The organism is Dactylosporangium sp. NPDC048998 (assembly GCF_043197855.1).
GTDB lineage: Bacteria > Actinomycetota > Actinomycetes > Mycobacteriales > Micromonosporaceae > Dactylosporangium.
The window spans coordinates 60,914-77,836 of record NZ_JBICTV010000031.1 but is presented as its reverse complement, the minus strand read 5'-3'; the positions used below and the strand labels follow the sequence as shown (position 1 = coordinate 77,836).

At 74.3% G+C, this 16,923-nt stretch carries 15 protein-coding genes; 3 read left to right on the top strand and 12 right to left on the bottom strand.

Annotated elements, in window-relative coordinates:
* Position 1 precedes the first annotated feature (1 nt).
* Positions 2-220: a hypothetical protein gene (locus tag ACGFI8_RS39360; protein WP_392812504.1), complete on the bottom strand. Its 219-nt coding sequence runs from the start codon at positions 218-220 to the stop codon at positions 2-4.
* A gap of 30 nt (positions 221-250) precedes the next feature.
* Positions 251-1,060: an SAM-dependent methyltransferase gene (locus ACGFI8_RS39355; protein WP_392812503.1), complete on the bottom strand. Its 810-nt coding sequence runs from the start codon at positions 1,058-1,060 to the stop codon at positions 251-253.
* Positions 1,061-1,108: 48 nt separating this feature from the next.
* Between ACGFI8_RS39355 and ACGFI8_RS39350 the strand changes: the two genes are divergently transcribed.
* On the top strand, positions 1,109-3,682 hold the full coding sequence (locus tag ACGFI8_RS39350) for a hypothetical protein (protein WP_392812502.1): 2,574 nt from the start codon (positions 1,109-1,111) through the stop codon (positions 3,680-3,682).
* A gap of 92 nt (positions 3,683-3,774) precedes the next feature.
* Here ACGFI8_RS39350 and ACGFI8_RS39345 read toward each other — a convergent pair whose 3' ends face one another.
* From ACGFI8_RS39345 to ACGFI8_RS39315, 7 genes are all read right to left on the bottom strand, one after another.
* Positions 3,775-4,449 carry a hypothetical protein gene (locus ACGFI8_RS39345; RefSeq protein WP_392812501.1) on the bottom strand — a complete coding sequence of 225 codons (675 nt, stop codon included), beginning with the start codon at positions 4,447-4,449 and terminating at the stop codon, positions 3,775-3,777.
* A gap of 110 nt (positions 4,450-4,559) precedes the next feature.
* Positions 4,560-7,004: a SpoIIE family protein phosphatase gene (locus ACGFI8_RS39340; protein WP_392812499.1), complete on the bottom strand. Its 2,445-nt coding sequence runs from the start codon at positions 7,002-7,004 to the stop codon at positions 4,560-4,562.
* Between the two features lie 36 nt (positions 7,005-7,040).
* A complete protein-coding gene (locus ACGFI8_RS39335; protein WP_392812497.1) occupies positions 7,041-7,964 on the bottom strand; it encodes an aminoglycoside phosphotransferase family protein in 924 nt (307 codons plus the stop codon).
* Positions 7,965-7,995: 31 nt separating this feature from the next.
* On the bottom strand, positions 7,996-8,886 hold the full coding sequence (locus ACGFI8_RS39330; RefSeq protein ID WP_392812495.1) for a pentapeptide repeat-containing protein: 891 nt from the start codon (positions 8,884-8,886) through the stop codon (positions 7,996-7,998).
* Between the two features lie 261 nt (positions 8,887-9,147).
* Positions 9,148-10,182: a poly(3-hydroxybutyrate) depolymerase gene (locus ACGFI8_RS39325; protein ID WP_392812493.1), complete on the bottom strand. Its 1,035-nt coding sequence runs from the start codon at positions 10,180-10,182 to the stop codon at positions 9,148-9,150.
* Between the two features lie 192 nt (positions 10,183-10,374).
* Entirely contained in the window at positions 10,375-11,538 is a 1,164-nt protein-coding gene (locus ACGFI8_RS39320) for an LCP family protein (RefSeq protein ID WP_392812492.1), read from the bottom strand.
* A gap of 117 nt (positions 11,539-11,655) precedes the next feature.
* The gene (locus ACGFI8_RS39315; protein ID WP_392812491.1) at positions 11,656-12,663 is read right to left on the bottom strand and encodes an ArsR family transcriptional regulator; all 1,008 of its coding nucleotides are present in this window, start codon (positions 12,661-12,663) and stop codon (positions 11,656-11,658) included.
* Positions 12,664-12,747: 84 nt separating this feature from the next.
* Here ACGFI8_RS39315 and ACGFI8_RS39310 point away from each other — a divergent pair, with 84 nt between their 5' ends.
* A complete protein-coding gene (locus ACGFI8_RS39310) occupies positions 12,748-13,977 on the top strand; it encodes an MFS transporter (protein ID WP_392812489.1) in 1,230 nt (409 codons plus the stop codon).
* Between the two features lie 27 nt (positions 13,978-14,004).
* The gene (locus tag ACGFI8_RS39305; RefSeq protein WP_392812487.1) at positions 14,005-14,703 is read left to right on the top strand and encodes an FhaA domain-containing protein; all 699 of its coding nucleotides are present in this window, start codon (positions 14,005-14,007) and stop codon (positions 14,701-14,703) included.
* Between the two features lie 48 nt (positions 14,704-14,751).
* Here ACGFI8_RS39305 and ACGFI8_RS39300 read toward each other — a convergent pair whose 3' ends face one another.
* The 3 genes from ACGFI8_RS39300 to ACGFI8_RS39290 form a co-directional block, all read right to left on the bottom strand.
* Positions 14,752-14,934, bottom strand: a complete 183-nt coding sequence (locus ACGFI8_RS39300) for a hypothetical protein (RefSeq protein WP_392812485.1) — start codon at positions 14,932-14,934, stop codon at positions 14,752-14,754.
* 41 nt (positions 14,935-14,975) lie between these two features.
* The gene (locus ACGFI8_RS39295; protein ID WP_392812483.1) at positions 14,976-16,265 is read right to left on the bottom strand and encodes a M20/M25/M40 family metallo-hydrolase; all 1,290 of its coding nucleotides are present in this window, start codon (positions 16,263-16,265) and stop codon (positions 14,976-14,978) included.
* A 181-nt stretch (positions 16,266-16,446) separates the two neighbouring features.
* On the bottom strand, positions 16,447-16,878 hold the full coding sequence (locus ACGFI8_RS39290; protein ID WP_392812481.1) for a hypothetical protein: 432 nt from the start codon (positions 16,876-16,878) through the stop codon (positions 16,447-16,449).
* Positions 16,879-16,923: the final 45 nt, after the last annotated feature.

Genomic DNA, 16,923 nt, shown 5'->3' with positions numbered 1-16,923 from the left:
CTCAGCCGCGCTGCACCGCGTTGCGGGGCAGGTGCAGCTTGTCCTCCGAGCTCACCTTCCGGTCGAACGGCATGGCCGGGTCGTCCGGCTCGCCGCCCAGCCCGTACGGGGTGTAGATCCCCCGCGCCGAGCCGTTGGCCCTGCCCTCCTCGTCGATGACGGACGCCCCGTCGCTGCCCGGCGTCCCGGTCGTGCCCATCGTGGCGTTCTCTTCGCTCATACCCATGGGGTTACCCAGTGGTGGGCGGTTTCACCCTTTTCGGGCCAGCGCTCCCCAGACGGCGACCTGGTCGAACGTGGGCCGCGGCTCGGGCTCGCCCGCGGCACGCCACTCGGCGACCGATACGATGCCCGGCTCCAGCACCTCGAGACCGTCGAGAAACTGCGTGAACTCGGCCCGGTCGCGCAGCTTGCCCGGCCCGTGCCGGCCGGCCTGGATCTGCTTGGCGAGCTCGGGCGCGAGCCCGTCGGTAGTCGCGTGCGACATGACCAGGAAGCTGCCGGGGGCGAGCGCGCCGAGCAGGCGCGACACGATGCCGTACGGGTCTTCGGAGTCCGGCAGGAAGTGCACGACGGCGACCAGGATCAGCGCGACGGGCTTCGTCAGGTCGAGCGTGGCCAGCAGCGCCTGGTCGGCCAGGATCGTGTCCGGGTCGCGAAGGTCGGCGTCGACGTATGCGGTCGCGCCCTCCTGCGAGCTGGTCAGCAGCGCCCGGGCGTGGGCGAGCACGATCGGGTCGTTGTCGACGTAGACGACCCGCGACTCGGGCGCGATGCCCTGCACGATCTCGTGGACGTTGGGGCTGGTCGGGATGCCGGTGCCGATGTCGAGGTACTGCCGGATCCCGTGCTCCTCGGCGAGCACCCTGACGACCCGGCGCAGGAACGCCCGGTTCTCCACGACCGCGGTGCGGATCGCCGGGAACGCCGCGGCGATCGCGTCGCCGGACTCGCGGTCGGCGGCGAAGTTGTCCTTGCCGCCCAGCCAGTAGTCGTACCGCCGGGCGGGGTGCGCCACGGTCGTGTCGACCCGCTCCGTCCAGTCCGATGCTCCGCTCACCGCAGCCTCCGTCCGTGCCGACCCGCAGGCCTGGAATGATATGCGGCCATGACGGACGGCCACGACGCGGTCGGAACCTACCTCGGCGAAGTCGAGCGCGCCCGCCGCCACGCCGCCGCGCGGACCGACGCGGCCCTGGCCGCCGGCGGGCCCGCCCCGAGCCTCGTCGAGGAGATCCTGTACGGCCTGATCGCCGCCAGCCTCACCGGCATCACGAACAACCTGAACGGGCACCTTGTGGAGCGGCTCGTCGCCGCCGGCCTCTGGCGGCCCGAACGCGCGGTCGCGCACGCCACCCGGCTCGACGTCCCCCACTTCCGCTCGGCCCTCCTCACGAGGCTGCTGCCGTACCTGGAGCCGGCCGAGCGGCCCGCGGTCGCCGAGCGGATCGTCGCTAACCTCGACGGCGTTGTCGGCAGCTACCGGGCCGAGCTGTACACCGCGGCCGCGGCCCATCTCGGCCCGGGCGAGCTCGGGCCGCTGCTCGCCGCCGCGCGCGCGATCGAGGCGCCGCAATGGCGTGCCGAGGCCCTGGCCGGCCTCCTGCCGCGCCTGGCGGGGCCGGTGCGGGCCGAGGTCGTCGCCGAGGCGCTCGACGCGGCCGTGGGCGCCCACGTCGAGGCGTGGCGGGCGGGCGCCATCGCGGCGGTCGCGCCGCACCTGTCGCCCGCCCAGTTGGCAGCGGCCCGCGCCGCCGCCCGGGCCATCGAGAGCCCCGAGTACCGCGCCGCCGCCCTGGCCGGCGTCGCCGCCCACCTCCCCGAGCCGGACCGCACCGCCCTGCGAGCGGAGGCGTTCGACGTCGCCGACGGCATCGGCGACGCCCGCGCCCGGGCCCGGGCGCTCGGCGCGGTCGCGCCGCACGGGCTCGACCGGGCGCTCGGCGCGGCGGTGGCCGCGGCCGAGGGCACCGCCCTGGAGCGGCTGGCGCCGCACCTGCGCGACGACCAGATCGAGACGGCGTTCGCGGCCACGCTGGCCCTCGGCTGGACCGAGCGGGAGCAAGTGCTGCGGCGGCTGGCCCCGCGCCTGTCGGCCGGGCAGCTCGACCGGGCCGTGGCGGCCGCCGACGCCATCACCTCCGACAGCGCGCGCTACGACCTGTACGCCACGCTCGCCCCCAGCCTGCCGCCGGAGCGGGTGGCCCGCCTGCTCGCCGCCGCCGACGGGCTGCGCGACGAGCGCGACCGCCGCGAGGCCTGGACCGCCCTCGCGCCCTACGCACCGCCGGACGCGGGCCGCGCCGCGCTCGCCCGCGCCCTCGCGTCGGCCACCACCCTGCACAGCGGCATCCACCGGGCGGAGGCCCTGGCCGCCCTCGGCCCGTACCTGCCCGAGGACGAGCGCGCGGCGGCGCTCGGCGAGGCCGGCGAGGCCCACGAGGCCGGCATGGTCGGCGCGGGGGTCCGGGCCGAGGCGCGGCTCGCGCTGATCCCGCACCTGGCGCCCGGGGAGCGCACCGAGGCCGCCGCCGAGGCCCTGCGGGCCTGCGGCCATCCGGCGCGCCTGGTGGTCCGGCTCCTGCCGCACCTGCCGCCCGAGCGCCGCGCGGCGGCGATCGCCGCGGCCCTAGGCACGGCCCGGAAGGCGGCGACGAAGCCGTACGGCAGTGCCGAACCGCTGATCCTGCTCGCGCCGCACCTGGGCCCCCGGCAACTGGGCGCCGCCCTGGCGACCGCTGCGGCGATCGAGACCGAGCGGGTCCGCACCGACGCCCTCGCCGGGCTCGCCCCGCACCTGCCGGCCGGCCTGGTGCCGGACGCGGTCGCCGCGGCGGACGGGTTGCGGTACGTGACACTGCGGGCGAGGGCCCTGACCGCGCTGGCGCCCCGCCTGCCGGCGGAAGATCGGGCCGCCGTGCTCGAACGGGCCCTGGCCGCGGCCGATCACGCGCGGGGCGACTGCGACGAGGTCGAGATTCTCGCCATGGTGGCGCCGTACCTGCCGCCCGAGCGGCGGGCGGCCGTCGCCGAGCGGGCCACCGAGGTCGCGCTCGGCGTCGCCGAGGCCGGCAACCGCGCCGCCGCGCTCGGCAAGGCCGTCCGGCACCTGCCACCCGACCGGCGGGACGCGACGATCGCCGCCGTCCTCGCCGACCACGAACCGCGGGAGTCGCCGCGGCTGCTCGCCCGGCTGGCCCCGTACCTGCCTCTCGACCGGCAGCGGCGGGCGATCGACGCGGTCGCCGCCGTCCGCCACCCGGAGCGCCGGGCGCAGTACTTCCTGACGCTGGTCCCGCACCTGCCGGCCGAGCTGCTGCCCGAGGCGCTGGCGGCCGCGGGGCGGGGCGGGAGCCAGTTCTGGCGGGGCGAGATCCTCGCCCAGCTCGCCGACCGGCTCTCCCCCGAGCTGCTCGCAGCCGCCCTGCCCGCCGTCGACGACCGCCACTTCCCCGCCCGGGCCTTCGCGGCGCGGGCCCGGGCGTTCGTCGAGGAGGCCCCCACGCCGCGCAACGTGCGGCTCGCCGTCGAGGTGCTGCGGCGGGCGCTGCGGGGGCACCGGACCTACGGTCCGCTGGCCGCGCTCGCGGAGCTGGTGCCGACGATCGTGCGGGCGGCCGGGCCCGGGGCGCCGCGCGGGGTGCTCGACGCGATCACGCTCGTGCACCGGTGGTGGCCGTAGCCGGGCGGGCGGCGATGCCGGTCAGCCGCGGCGGCCCGGGCCGCCGGATCCCACCTCGCCCGGCCGGGAACCGGCAGCAGCGACGATCAGACCTACGCGTAGCGGGCGACGACCTCCGGGGGCAGGGCGCCGGCCAGCGCGCCCAGCCCCTCCAGGACCGCGACGAGCCGTTCGGCGGGCAGCGGGCCGTCCGGGCCGGGCCGGGACACCCAGATCAGGTCGGGGCCGGCGATGCGCCAGCCGGTCAGGCCGAGGCGGCGGGTCAGGTCGAGCACCTCGCCGGTGACGAGGGCCTCGGCGAAGCCGGGGTGGTCCGGCGGCGGGGCGGCGTCGAGCTCGGCCGGGCGCTGGAAGCCCAGGGCGGCCCACGGCGGCACCGGGCCGACCCGGCCCTCCGCGCACGGCTCGCCGTTGTCCGGGTCGGGGATGACGGCCACCGGCGGGAGCGCGGCCGGCAGGTGGACCATGCTGACCGTACGCCGCGACGGCGCCCGGGCACCCATCACCCGCATGTCGAACGCGGTGAACGGCGGCCCGCCGTCGAGCACCCCGGTGATCTCCTCGGCGGGGTCGAGGTCGGCCAGGCCGGCGGCGTGCGCCGCGCGCCAGCGCAGCTCGACGGCGCCGAAGCCGGCCGAGGTGGCGGAGCGGGCGTAACGCCAGCCGCGCCCGGCGGCCAGGACGGCCCGCGGCGGGACCGCACGCGGGGGCCGGAGCAGCCCCGCGAGGAGGGCGGCAACGAACTCGCGCGCGTTCAATCGACTCATCCCCCGTGATCGATCCGCCTGCACCGAGGGTAGTACTCCCGCTCCGCTCGATCCAGCACGCGCGCGCCGGCCGGCGCCGCGGCGGGCGCGGGAGGCCGCGGATTGCGGCGTCAGGCCCGATCGTCGGTGGCGCCGGACTGCGGCCGGGCGATCTCGAACCAGACCTCCTTGCCGCCGGCCGCGTTGGGCTGCGTGCCCCACGCGGCGGACACGGAGGCGACGATGAGCAGCCCGCGGCCGTTCTCGCTGTCGGCAGCGGCCGGACGCGGGCTCGGCAGCCGCTCGCTGCGGTCGGCGACCGACACGCGCAGTCGCCGGGGGCCCAGCTCCAGGCGCACCATGACGGCGCCGACGGTGTGCTGGATGGCGTTGGTGATGACCTCGTCGAGCAGCAGCAGGGTGTCGTCGACGAGGTCGTGCTCGCCCCACGCGGTGAGCACGTCGGCGGCGAAGCGCCGGGCCGCGGAAGCGCTGACCGCGTCGCCGCGGAAGCGCCGCTGGGCGGCCGGGCGCGCGCCGCCGGCCGGCTCCGCGCGGCGGTCGACGGCGAGGCACACCAGCGCCACGTCGTCGGTGCGGGGCCGCGGGCCGACGCCCGCGGCGAGCACGTGGTCGAGCATGTGGTTCGGGTCGGTGGAGGGGGCGGAGCGGACCGCGGCGCACAGGTCCGCCAGGCCGTCGTCGAAGTGGTAGCGGCGGTCCTCGACCAGGCCGTCGGTGTATAGCAGCAGGTTGGCGCCGCCGGGCACCAGGAACGTGGTCTCGATGAAGGCGACCGCGGCGCTGACGCCCAGCGGCGGGGCGGCGCGCAGCGCGAGCGTGCCGGCCTCGGCGCCGGCCCGCAGCACCGGCGGCGGGTGCCCGGCCAGGACCGCGGTCGCGGTGCCTTCGGCCAGGTGCAGCTCCAGGTAGCAGCAGGTGGCCACGGCGTCGGGCTGCAGGTCCAGCAGCAGCCGGTTGACCCGCTGCATGACCACGGCCGGGCTGTGCCGCTCGGCGGCGTAGGCGCGCAGCGCGTTGCGGACCTGGCCCATGACCGCGGCGGCGGTGGCGTTGTGCCCGACGACGTCGCCGATGACGACCGCGACCACGTCGTCGCCGAGCGGGATGACGTCGTACCAGTCGCCGCCGACGTCGGCGCCGTGGGTCCACGGCAGGTACCGCGCCGCGTGGCGCATCCCTGGCACGTCGGGCAGCTCGGCCGGCAGCAGCGCCCGCTGCAGCTCGCCGGCGATCGACAGCTGCGCCTCGAACAGCAGCGCCCGCTGCATCGCCTGCGCGCACACGCCGGCGAAGGCGCCGAGGTTGCCCCGCTCGTCCTCGTCGAACTCCCGCGGCGTGCCGTAGCCGACGACGAGCGTGCCGAGCACGTCGCCGCCGACGGCCAGGGGCAGGAACGCCCACGCCTGCCGGCCGCCGCTGGGGATCGCCCGGCCCGGGCCGGCCGCCTGCGCCGCGGCGAACTCGGCCAGGCTGCTCAGGTAGCGGGGCTGCCCGGTGCGCGCCACCTCCGTGGCCGGATAGGGGTGGGTCAGCGGTACTTCCCGCAGCCGCTCGACGACCTGGGGCTCGTAGCCGGCGTGGTAGGCGAGCACCAGGTGCTCGTCGCGGCGCAGCAGCAGCGCCAGGCCCTGCCCGCCGGCCGAGGGGCGCAGCACCGCGCCGATCGCGGCGTAGACGTCGGCGGCGGTGCTGGCCGCGACCAGCGCCGAGGTGACCGCCTGCAGCGCGGCGTTGCGCTGCGCGGCCCGCCGCGCCTGGGCCATGCTCTGCTCGACCCGCTCCTGCTGACGCGCCTGGCCGGTCACGTCCCGGAACGACACGGCGACCGAGTCGGCGCCGGCCCGCGCCGCGTTGATCTCCCACACCTGGCCGATCTCCGGGTAGCGCAGCTGCTCGCGCCACGGTTGACCGGTCTGCACCACCGTCCGCCAGCGCTCGGCGAGGCCGCTGCCCTCCTCCGACACGGCCAGCTCGCTCCAGCGCAGCCCAATGGTGTCCCCGACCGGCCGGCCGGTCAGCCCGGCGCCGAGCCGGTTGACGTACTCGCACACGAAGTCGCGCACGTCCCCGTCGGGGCCGCGGACCGCGCGCAGCAGCGTGAAGCCGTCGAACGCGGCGTCGAGCACGTCGTAGAGCCGGGTGCCGCCCGCCGACTGCGGCCCGAGCGTGACGGTGCGCAGGTCGACGAAGCGCACCCCGAACCCGTCGCCGCTGGGGCCGATCCACAGCTCGAAGTGGCCCGAGACGTTGGTCCGGTCGTGGTAGACGGTGCGGGTGACCGGCTCGCGGGCCTCGACGACCTTGCGGTACAACGGCATCGTCGCCTCGTTGACCGTGTCCGGCCACAGCCGCCGGTAGCGCCCGCCGATGAGCTCCGCGCGGGGCCGGCCCAGGTAGCCGGCGCCGGCCTCGTTGAGGTACGCGAGCTCGAAGTCCTCGATCTCGCCGGTCGCGGCGTCGCGCACCGCGCGGGCGAACGCCCAGCCCTGCGGATCGGCGTCGAGCATGGCGAGGACGTCGGCCGGGGGCAGCACGTCCGGACCGTCGACCATGCCGCCATCATTGCATCCCCGGATGCGCCCGGCGCGTCACCTCGTGCGGCGCCGCAGCCACCGCAGGGAGGCGCGGCCGAGCGCGGCGGCCATGCCGGTCAGGTGCGGGTCCGGCGCCGGGCCGGCCGTCACGGCCAGCCGCATGAGGAAGCCGGCGTGCGCGGCCAGGAACGTGTCGATCTCGTGCGGGTGCAGGCGCCGGGTGAGCGGGTTCGTCTCGGCGTACGGCTGCGGGTCGAGGCCGCTCAGCACCGCGCTGGACAGCAGCGTCAGCACGTCGCAGTGCGCGGCGCCGACCCAGGCGTGCGGCCAGTCGACGACGTGCACCCGCCGCGCCGAGAGCAGGACGTTGAACGGGTACAGGTCGCCGTGCAGCAGCGTGTCGCCGGCCAGCATCGCGGCGCCCGCGGCCTCGAGCCCGATCAGCTCGTCGAGGTGGCCGGCCGCCCACGGCGACAGCCGGGCCAGCGCCGCCAGCTCGTCGCGGCCGGTGAGGCCGGGCCAGCCGCCGAGGCGGGGCCGGGCCGTGGCGGAGGCGTCGATCGGCGACGGGGTGAGCGCGTGCGCCATGGCGGTCGCGGCCTCCAGCACCCGCTCGAGGTCGCCGGGGTGCCACGGCTGGGCCGGCAGCGCCCCGTCGACGTGCTCGAACAGCAGGGCCACCCAAGTGCCGTCGTCGTGGGTGCCGAGCAGGCGCGGGACCGGGGCCGCGGGCGGCAGCAGGCGGGTGACCACGGCCTCCCGGCGGTGAAACCCGGCCACGCCGGGCGCGGTCCGTGCGCTGACCGCCTTGAGGAACGCGTCCCGGCCGTCGGCCAGGCGCAGCCGGGCGGCGACGCCCTCCGAGAAGCCGCCGGCCAGGCTCACCGCGTCGACGACCGCGCCGCCGAGCAGGTCCTCGACGGCGGCCCGGACCCCGGGCGGCAGCGCGGTCCAGGCGATGCGGCGGCTTCCGGTCATCGGTGGTGGCGTCGGTTGTGGCATCGGCGGTTCACGACCAAGGGTTGATGGTCGACGCCTGCGGTTCGAAGGGCGTCGGGGCCGGTGGTTTGCGGATCGGGGCGTACCGGCGGATCAGGCTCCCGAGGAGCACCAGGCCGGCGCCGCCGAGCAGCGGGTACCAGACGACGACGAACAGCAGCGGGAACATCGTCGAACCCATCAGGCACGAGAATCCGCCGGCGATCAGGAAGCCTACCGCCGGCAGCACCGTCAGGCCGATCGGCCCTGCGCCGCCCGCGCGGCCGCGGAGCGCGGCGACGACGGCGCGCACGAGGATCAGCAGGCCGGCGACGAGCGCCAGGATGCCGACCTGGAAGTTGCGCGGGTCGGTGAGGTCGACGCGGACCCCGGACAGGTCGGCCTGGGTCGAGTTCGTCCAGAAGGTCCGCGCGGTACGCAGGTCGGCGCCGGTGAGGTCGGCCTGCACCAGCGACGCGTCGAGCAGGTCGGCACCGCGCAGGTCGGCGTGCGAAAGGTCGGCCTGGCCGAGGTAGGCGTGGCCGAAGCGCGCGCCGCGGGCGTCGATGTCATTGAGGTCGGCCTGGCCCAGGTCGGCGTGGCCGAAGTCCGCGTCGCGCAGGTCGGCGCCGGTGAACGTGGCCTGAATGAGCCGGGTATGACGGAACGACGCGCCGTGCGCGTCGGCGCCGGCGAAGCTGACCTGGGCCATGTCGAGGCCGTCGAAGACGGCGCCGTGCAGGTCGGCGCAAGTGAGGTCGGGCAGTTCGGCGGTATCGGTGAAGTGCAGGCCGGCGACGTCGGCGCGCGTTTCCGGGCAGGTCGGCCCGCGGGACGGCGCCGCCGCCGCGGGCCCGCCCGTGAACAGCACGGCCGCGAGCAGCGCGGCGGCCGCCCCGGCGAGGCAACGGAGGATCGGCACGGATCCCATGATCGATGAGCCGGGGACCCTTCGGCAGCCCTGGGTCCGCATTACGACGAGACCGGGGGCGGTTCGGGTCACTTCGCCGCGGCACGAACCGATGCCGCGGCATCCTTCGACACGGGTTGCCATTGCGTGCCGAACACCGACCGAGACGCGGCGTCCAGGGTCGCCTGCCTGCGCACCACCGTCGTCAGGAACACCGAGGTCGGCGGCCCCCTGCTGTCGGTGGGCGGCAGGGGGCCGTCGGGGGCCTTCCGGTCAGCCGCCGAGCTGGCGGACCATGTTCATGATGGTCTCGATCTGGGCGCCGCCCTTGATCGGGTAGTTGGTGGCGCCGAGGTAGCCCCACCAGTCCCAGCAGCCGTTGGGGTTGACGCCCGACGCCGCGGCCTGGGGGTACAGCACGATCATGTTGTTCGTGTCGGCGTACTGGTTGAGGTTCGCCCGGTCCACGAAGGTCGTGCCGATCGCGCCGTATCCCTGGACGCAGCCGTGCAGCGCCACCAGCAGCCGGCAGCTCTGGCCGGCCGCGCAGGCCGCCGGGACGTACGCGAGGCCGGAGGGGTCCATGCTCAGCCCGGGCGCGTAGCCGTTGACCGCGTACGCGTTCTGGCTGAACTTGACGAGGGTCCCGCCCAGCGGGCCGGTGTTGGGGCCGGCGACCCCGCCGAACAGCTTGCCGAGCAGGTCGCGCTCCGGGTCGGTGCCGCAGTCGTTCAGGTACGGCGACGCGGTGGCCGAGCAGCCGACGGTGCCGTACGGGGTGACCCAGGCGTGCCCGGCGGCCGAGCCGGTGTCGTACCGGACCGAGGCGCCGAAGTCCCGGAAGTACGTGGCCAGGTCGTCGTTCACCGACTTCTTGACGGCGCCGTCGTTGCCGCCGTGGTAGATGTACACGGGCTTGCCCGAAAGGTTGCGCACCGGGTCGATCCAGCCGTACGACGCCCAGAGCCGGGTGTAGGACTCCAGGCTGCTCAGGTATGTCGGCCAGGCGTTGTCCCCGCAGCCGTTGAGGGCCTGCAGCACGTTGTTCTGGGCGCAGTAGTAGGGACCGGCCGCGAAGACCGCGGTGCCGGCGATCCGGCTGGAGTACGCGACCTGGAGCTGGGTCGCCATGTAGCCGCCGGACGAGACGCCGGCGACGTACACGCCGGAGACGCGGTACGAGCCGAGCGAGCCGGACACCGGGGTCTTGGTGTACGGGTTTCCGGCGGCCGCCGCCGGCGGCGCGGCGGCGAGGGTCGTGAGCAGCAGCGCAGCGGCGGCCACGACCGCGCGGGTGAGGTGTCGCATGGGACCTTCCCTTCGCTACGCCGGCGGAGTTCGCCGGCGTGCGGCGACGCTAGCCGGACGGCACAGGGATAGTTATCCGTCCATGTCACATGTTTCGCGGGTGTGTCATGTGCCCCGAGGCCGCCGGAGGCCCCGGAAAACGGCGCGGCCCCGCCCGGTGGGCGGGGCCGCGCGGTAGCGGGATCGGGCCGGTCAGCGGCCCGAGGTCGACTGGGTCGACGCCGGCGTCGAGGCGTCGTTGGCGACCATCTCCTGGTGGTTGGCCACGAACTCGCCGACCGTGTCGGTGCCGAACGCCTTCAGCAGTTCCAGCGCGTTCTCGTCGAGGCTCTCGAACGACTGACCGTTGATGGTCTCGGAATTGTACTTGCCGCTATTGGTGCGCAGCGTGATCATCTTGTCGGGGTCGATGCCCTTGAGCGTGAACATCCAGTCCGCGAGGGAGACCTTGTTGTTGTAGAACGACACGGCCTGGCCGACCGAGTTGAGTATCTCGTTGACCTTGAACAGGTTGGTGACCACGCCGGCGCTGGTGGCCTTCTTGGCCATCGCCTTGATGAACTGCTGCTGGTGGCGCTGGCGGCCGTAGTCGCCGTCGTTGTTCGCCAGCTTGTCGCGCTGGCGGACGTAGTCCAGGGCCTCCCAGGCGGCGAAGTCGCGACAGCCGACCTCGTACACCTTCGGCTCCATGTTCGGCTTCAGCGACGTCGGGATGCCGTCGGTGTTGAAGTTGTACGGCACGCCCTCCTCGCCCGTCTTCTTGTTCCAGCCGGTGTGGATCGACGTCACCTTCTCGTCGACGCACATGTGCACGCCGCCGAGCGCCTTGACCAGGCCGCTGAAGCCGTCGAAGTTGACGATCGCGGCGCCGTTGAACTTCAGGCCGCCGGCCAGGTTGCTGACGGTCTCGGCGAGCAGCGCCAGGCCGTTGCCGCGACCGCCGCCGTTCTGGTACCCGAACTGGAACGCGGCGTTGATCTTGTCGGTGCCGCCCTTGTACTTGGTGCTCTTGCTCGCCGGGATCTGCACCCGCGTGTCACGGGGGATCGACATCAGATACATCGCGTCGTGTGACGCCGGTATGTGCGCGATGATGATCGAGTCGGAGCGCGCGCCCATCGCCTCGTTGCCGATGCGCTCGTCGATGCCGACGAGCAGCAGGGTGATCGGCCCGTCGATGGTCTCGCCGGCCGCCGAGTCGCCGAGGCCGCCGTCATGGGTGATCTGGTCGCTGTAGTGATTCAGCAACAGATTGCCACCGACGAGCGTGCCACCACTGACGAGCAGCAGTAACGCCCCGAACACCAGGGACAACCGCGCCCACAACGGGTCTTTCTTCCCACGCTTCTTCGCCATACCACTCCCCGACACGACTGTCCCTCGGCGCGCCACAATATCCCCCGAAACTGTGCATCCGCGTTTCGTCCCTGAAGACGGATTTGGGACAGCGATCGGTTGCAGTCCAGCCGAATCTCAGAAAACGCCGTCAAGCAGGGCCAGACCGAGTTCCGTGCACAGATAGTAAACGGCACGCCCCTGTCGGTTACGCTGCACGAGCCGAGCTTCATAGAGAAGTCCCAACTGCTGGCTGACCGCCCCGACCGACAGCCCGGTGCGGTGCGCGAGATCCGACGTCGTCCCCGGCGCACGCAGCAGCTCCAGCAGCCGCGCCCGGGCCGACCCGACCACCCCGCTGAGTGCATCCGCACGGTCACCGTCCGTCGCGCCGGGGCCGGGACGGCCGAGGCCCTCCCAGAGCGTGCCAACCGCCCGCGCCGGGTACACCGCACCCGGGGCCGCCTCGTTGCTGCACGAGATCAGCGGGGCCTTGTCGGCGAACACCGACGGCATCAGCGGAAAGCCACGACCGCTCACCGTCAGCGACTGCGTCCAGCGGTCTGCGATGACAAGCCGGTCGCCGTCCCAGTGCGCGGCCGGATGCAGGGTGTCGAACAGCTGCCGGGCGCCGCCGGCGGCCAGCTGGCGGGCGCGGTAGGCGATGTCGGCCTCCAGCAGCGCCCGCATCCGCGGCCAGTGCGGCCGGATCGCCGCGTCGTGCCAGGCACGCACCGCCGCCACCAGCCGTGGCACCATCCCCTCCGGGTCGTCGGCCACGACCCGCGCGAGCGGCGCGAGAGGCCCCGAACCCTCGGTGACGAGGATGTCACGGCGCACCTCCTCCGGCGGCGAGGCCAGCACGGTCGCGAGCTCCTCGCAGATGTCCTGCAGCGGCGAGGCCGGCGGCGGGGTCAGGAAGTCCGGCAGCCACGCCCGCGGCCGCGCGAACGCGGTGAGCAGCTCGACGTGCCCGGCCAGGTCGCGCCGCCGGGCCAGCGGGCGCGCTGTCTTGATCCAGGGCAGGTGAATTGCGTGCCGCCCCGGCTGCGTGAGCGCCCACATGCTGGTCACGGTCTCCCACAACGGGGACACGCAGAACCGGATCTCCGCCACGTCGGAGACCTCGAAGCGCACCTCGGACACACCACCACCGTCCGTCCACATGGGACCTTTTCGCCGATTCTAAAACCTTCGCGGCGGTACACCATGAGCCGTTGAACTATGTCCATGAGCCTCCTGCCACCGCCGGGCGTCGCCCGGTCACTGTGCGTGCAGTCGCTGATCTACGCCGTCGGCAACGGCGTGTTCCTGACCGGTAGCGCCGTGTTCTTCCTGCATGTCACCGGGCTGACCCCGGTGCAGATCGGGATCGGCTTCTCAGTCGCCGGCGCGTTGTCGCTGCTGCTGTCGGTGCCGCTGGGCGGCCTCGCGGACCGGTTCGGCGGGCGGCGCACCTGGCTGTTCGGGGTGCTCGCCGAGGCATTCGTCCTGATGTGGTACCCGTGGATCCACGGCTTCGGCGCGTTCCTGGCCCTGTTGCCGCTCGCCGGCCTCGCCGAGGCCGTGTCGGGCAGCGGGCGCGCGGTCTACCAGGCCGAGGTGCTGCCGAGGCAGGAGCGGGTCCGCAGCCTGGCGTTCGTGCGCTCGGCGATGAACATCGGCTTCTTCGCCGGCGGCGCGATCGCCGCGGTGCCCCTGGCGGTCGGGACCGGCTGGGCATACCGGGCGATGGTCCTGGGCAACGCCCTCGGCCTGCTGGTCAACGCGGTGCTGGTCGCCCGGATGCCGGAGCCGCCGGAGACGGTGCGGCAGGAGCGCGCGGCGCGGCCGGTGCGGCGCGGGGCGGTGTGGCGGGACCGGCCGTTCCTGGCGGTGGTCGCGCTGTGCAGCGTCCTGGCCGGGCACGCGTCGCTGACGAGCGAGGTGATCCCGTTATGGCTGGTGGCGCACACGGACGCACCGAAGGTGACCCTGGCCGTACTCTTCGGATGCAACACCGCGACGTGCGTCGCGCTGCAGGTCGCCGCCAGCCGCGGCGCGGACTCCCCCACAGGCATCTCCCGGGCGCTGCGCCGCGGCGGGATCGCGGTGGCCGCGGCCTGCGCCCCGCTGTACCTGTCCGGGTACGCCTCGGGTTGGATGACGATCGCGCTGCTGCTGGCCGGCTCGGCGCTCGTCACGCTGGGCGAGCTGTGGCAGTCGGCCGGCTACTGGGGCGTGACGACCGAGCTGCCGCCGCCCGCCGCGCGCGGCGCATACGTGGGCGCGGCGCGGATGTCGCACGGCGTGCAGAGCATGCTGGGCCCGGCGTCGCTGACGTACCTGGCGATGCACGGGGGCGGGCTCGGCTGGCTGGCGATCGCGTTCGTGTTCGTCCTCGGCTCGCTCGCCGTAACCCCGGCAATGACGTGGGTCACGGCCACTCCGCGCGTCGCGCTCACGACTGTGGCGGCATAGCTACCGTGGTACACAATCCGTGCGGTCTTGGCGGATTTGCCTGAGGGGGACGAGTTGGGCGCGCTGCAGCGGTTCGAGAAGCGGCTGGAAGGCATGGTGGAGGGCACCTTCGCGAAGGTGTTCAAGGGCGTCGTGCACCCGGTCGAGATCCTCAACGCGATGCAGGGCGAGGCGAGCGCCAACCAGACGCAGATGACGGGCGGGCGCATCCTCGTCCCCAACCGGTACGTGATCGCGCTGGCCCCCGCCGACCACAGCCGGCTGGCCCCGTTCGCCGCCGCGCTGGCGCAGGAGCTGGCCCAGTCGCAGGCCGAGTACGTCGGCGAGCAGGGCTGGGCCGTCTACGGCGACATCGTTGTCGAGATCACACGCGGTGACGACCTCGACACGGGCCTGTTTCGGGTCGCCGCGCAGGTGTACACGGGCGGCCAGGTCGCCCCGGGCGAGGGCACCGGCGTACGCCTGGTCACCGAGGACGGCCAGAACTATCCGCTGACGCGGGGCGCGACGATCATCGGCCGCGGCGAGCAGGCGACGCTGCGCCTGGCCGACGTGGGCGCATCCCGCCAGCACGCCCGCGTCGAGTACGACGGCAACCGCGCGGTGCTGACGGACCTGGGCTCGGCGAACGGCTCGCTGGTGAACGGCCGCCGCGTCGACTCGGTGACCCTCACCCCCGGCGACGAGATCATGATCGGCACGACTCGCCTGTCCTTCCGCGTCTGACCCCGGCGCCTCACGGCGTCCGATCGGGCCACGCGGGCACTTCGCCGCTCACTCGGCCTCTGCCCGCGTTTCGTCGCGGGTCGGCCGGGGTCTGATCGCGGCCCTTCGCGGCCGTTCGAGGCTCACCAGCTGCCAGAGCATGGTGAGCCCGAACAGCACCCAGAACGCGACCTCCCAGCGCAGGGCGAGCGCGACGAGCGCCCCAGCGAAGAGGATCCCGGCCACCGCCACGCATCAATGCTATTCATACCGGAATTGGCGTCAATACCCGGTCAGCAGGATTGCAGCAGGCGGGCCAGGACGCGTTCGCCGAACTCCAGGCCGTCGATCGGAACGCGTTCGTCGACGCCGTGGAACAGGGCCGTGAAGTCCAGGCCCGGCGGGAGGCGCAGCGGGGCGAAACCGAAGTGCCGGATGCCCAGGCGCTGGAACGACTTCGCGTCGGTGCCGGCCGAGAGCATGTACGGCAGCACCCGCGCGCCCGGGTCCTCCGCCTCGATCGCGGCCGCCATCGCGTCGACCAGCCGGCCCTCGAAACTCGTCTGCACCGGCGGCAGCGAGTCCCAGTCCATCTCCACCCCCGGTCCCAGCACCTCGGCGAGCTCGCGTTCGAACGCCGCCTCGCGGCCGGGCAGCATCCGGCCGTCGACGGTCGCCTCGGCGATCGAGGGCACGACGTTCGCCTTGTACCCGGCCGAGAGCATCGTCGTGTTCGCGGTGTCACGCAGCGTCGCGCCGATCATGCGGGCGAGCGATCCGAGCCGGGCGACCGCCGCCTCCGGATCGTCGGGGTCGAACTCCACCCCGGTCAACTCGGCCACACCGGCGAGGAAGTCGCGAACGGGTTCGGTGAGCACGAGCGGGAACCGGTGCTCCTCCAGCCGGGTCAGCGCGGCGGCGAGCTTGGCCACGGCGTTGTCCGTGTGCACCATCGAGCCGTGCCCGGCGGTACCGCGGACCTTGAGCCGCAGCCACATGACGCCCTTCTCGGCCGTCTCCACGAGGTACGCGCGCACTCCGTCACGCACGGTGTAGGAGAAGCCACCGACCTCGCTGACCGCCTCGGTCACCCCGTCGAACAGCTCCCGGCGGTGTTCGACCAGCCACCCCGCGCCCTGCCAGCCCCCGGCCTCCTCGTCGGCGAGGAACGCGAACACGATGTCACGCGGCGGAACGATCCCGTCACGCTTGAACCGCCGGGCGACGGCGAGGCTCATGGCCACCATGTGCTTCATGTCGATGGCGCCGCGGCCCCAGAGGTACCCGTCGCGGATCTCCCCCTCGAAGGGCGGCACCGACCACTCGGACGCGTCGGCGGGCACGACGTCGAGGTGCCCGTGCACGAGCAGGGCGCCCCGCGAGGGATCGGCGCCGGGCAGGCGCACGACGACGTTGCCCCGCCCGGGCGCCGGCTCGAGATAGACGGGCTCGAACCCGGCGTCCGACAGCCGCTCGGCCACGAACTCGGCCGCGGCGCGCTCCCCGGTGCCGGTGGACGGACCGTCGGTGTTGGTGGTGTCGAACCGGATCAGCTCGCGTGCCAGGGAGACGACCTCGCTCATCGCTGTACCGTAACCGCGGCTCTTTACGGTTCCACGTCCGTCCGGAGACGCACGGGCCCGGCGCGCCGCCGCCGTGATTCACAGGCACTTGGCAGGTCCACGGGATTGCGGCCACAGCTGCGACGGGCACGGTCGAGGGGGATAGGTCCGATTTTGGAGGAGTACGCGCGATGAGCTCTGCTCACGAGGACGCACCGAACGCCGAACCGTCGCCGGCGGCGCAGCCGGCCCCGAACGCCGGACCGGCGCACTTCGCGGCGCCCGAGCCGACGCCCGGCGTGCCGGCCTCCCCCGCGGAGGCCGGACCCGCGTCGCCAGCGACCGCGAGCGCCGAGCCGAGTCCGTGGGCGAGCGGCGCGAGGGCGGAGTCCGCGCCCGAACCCGGGCCGGCGCCGGCCGCGCCGTCATCGCCGGGACCGGGCGCGCTGGGGCCGGAAGCGGGACCGGGTGTGCCCGAGCCGGCGCCGAGCGCGGCGGGACCGGGAGCGGGGCCGGGGCCCGGTCCGTGGGCGGGCGGCCCGACCGAGCCGACGCCGATCTGGGCCTCGACGGCGCCGCCGGCTCCACCGGCCGGCGGCCCGGGCGCGCCGGCGCCGCGGTCGTCGCGGCTCAAGCTCGGCATCGTCGCCGCCGTCTCCGCGGTCATCGTGATCGGCGG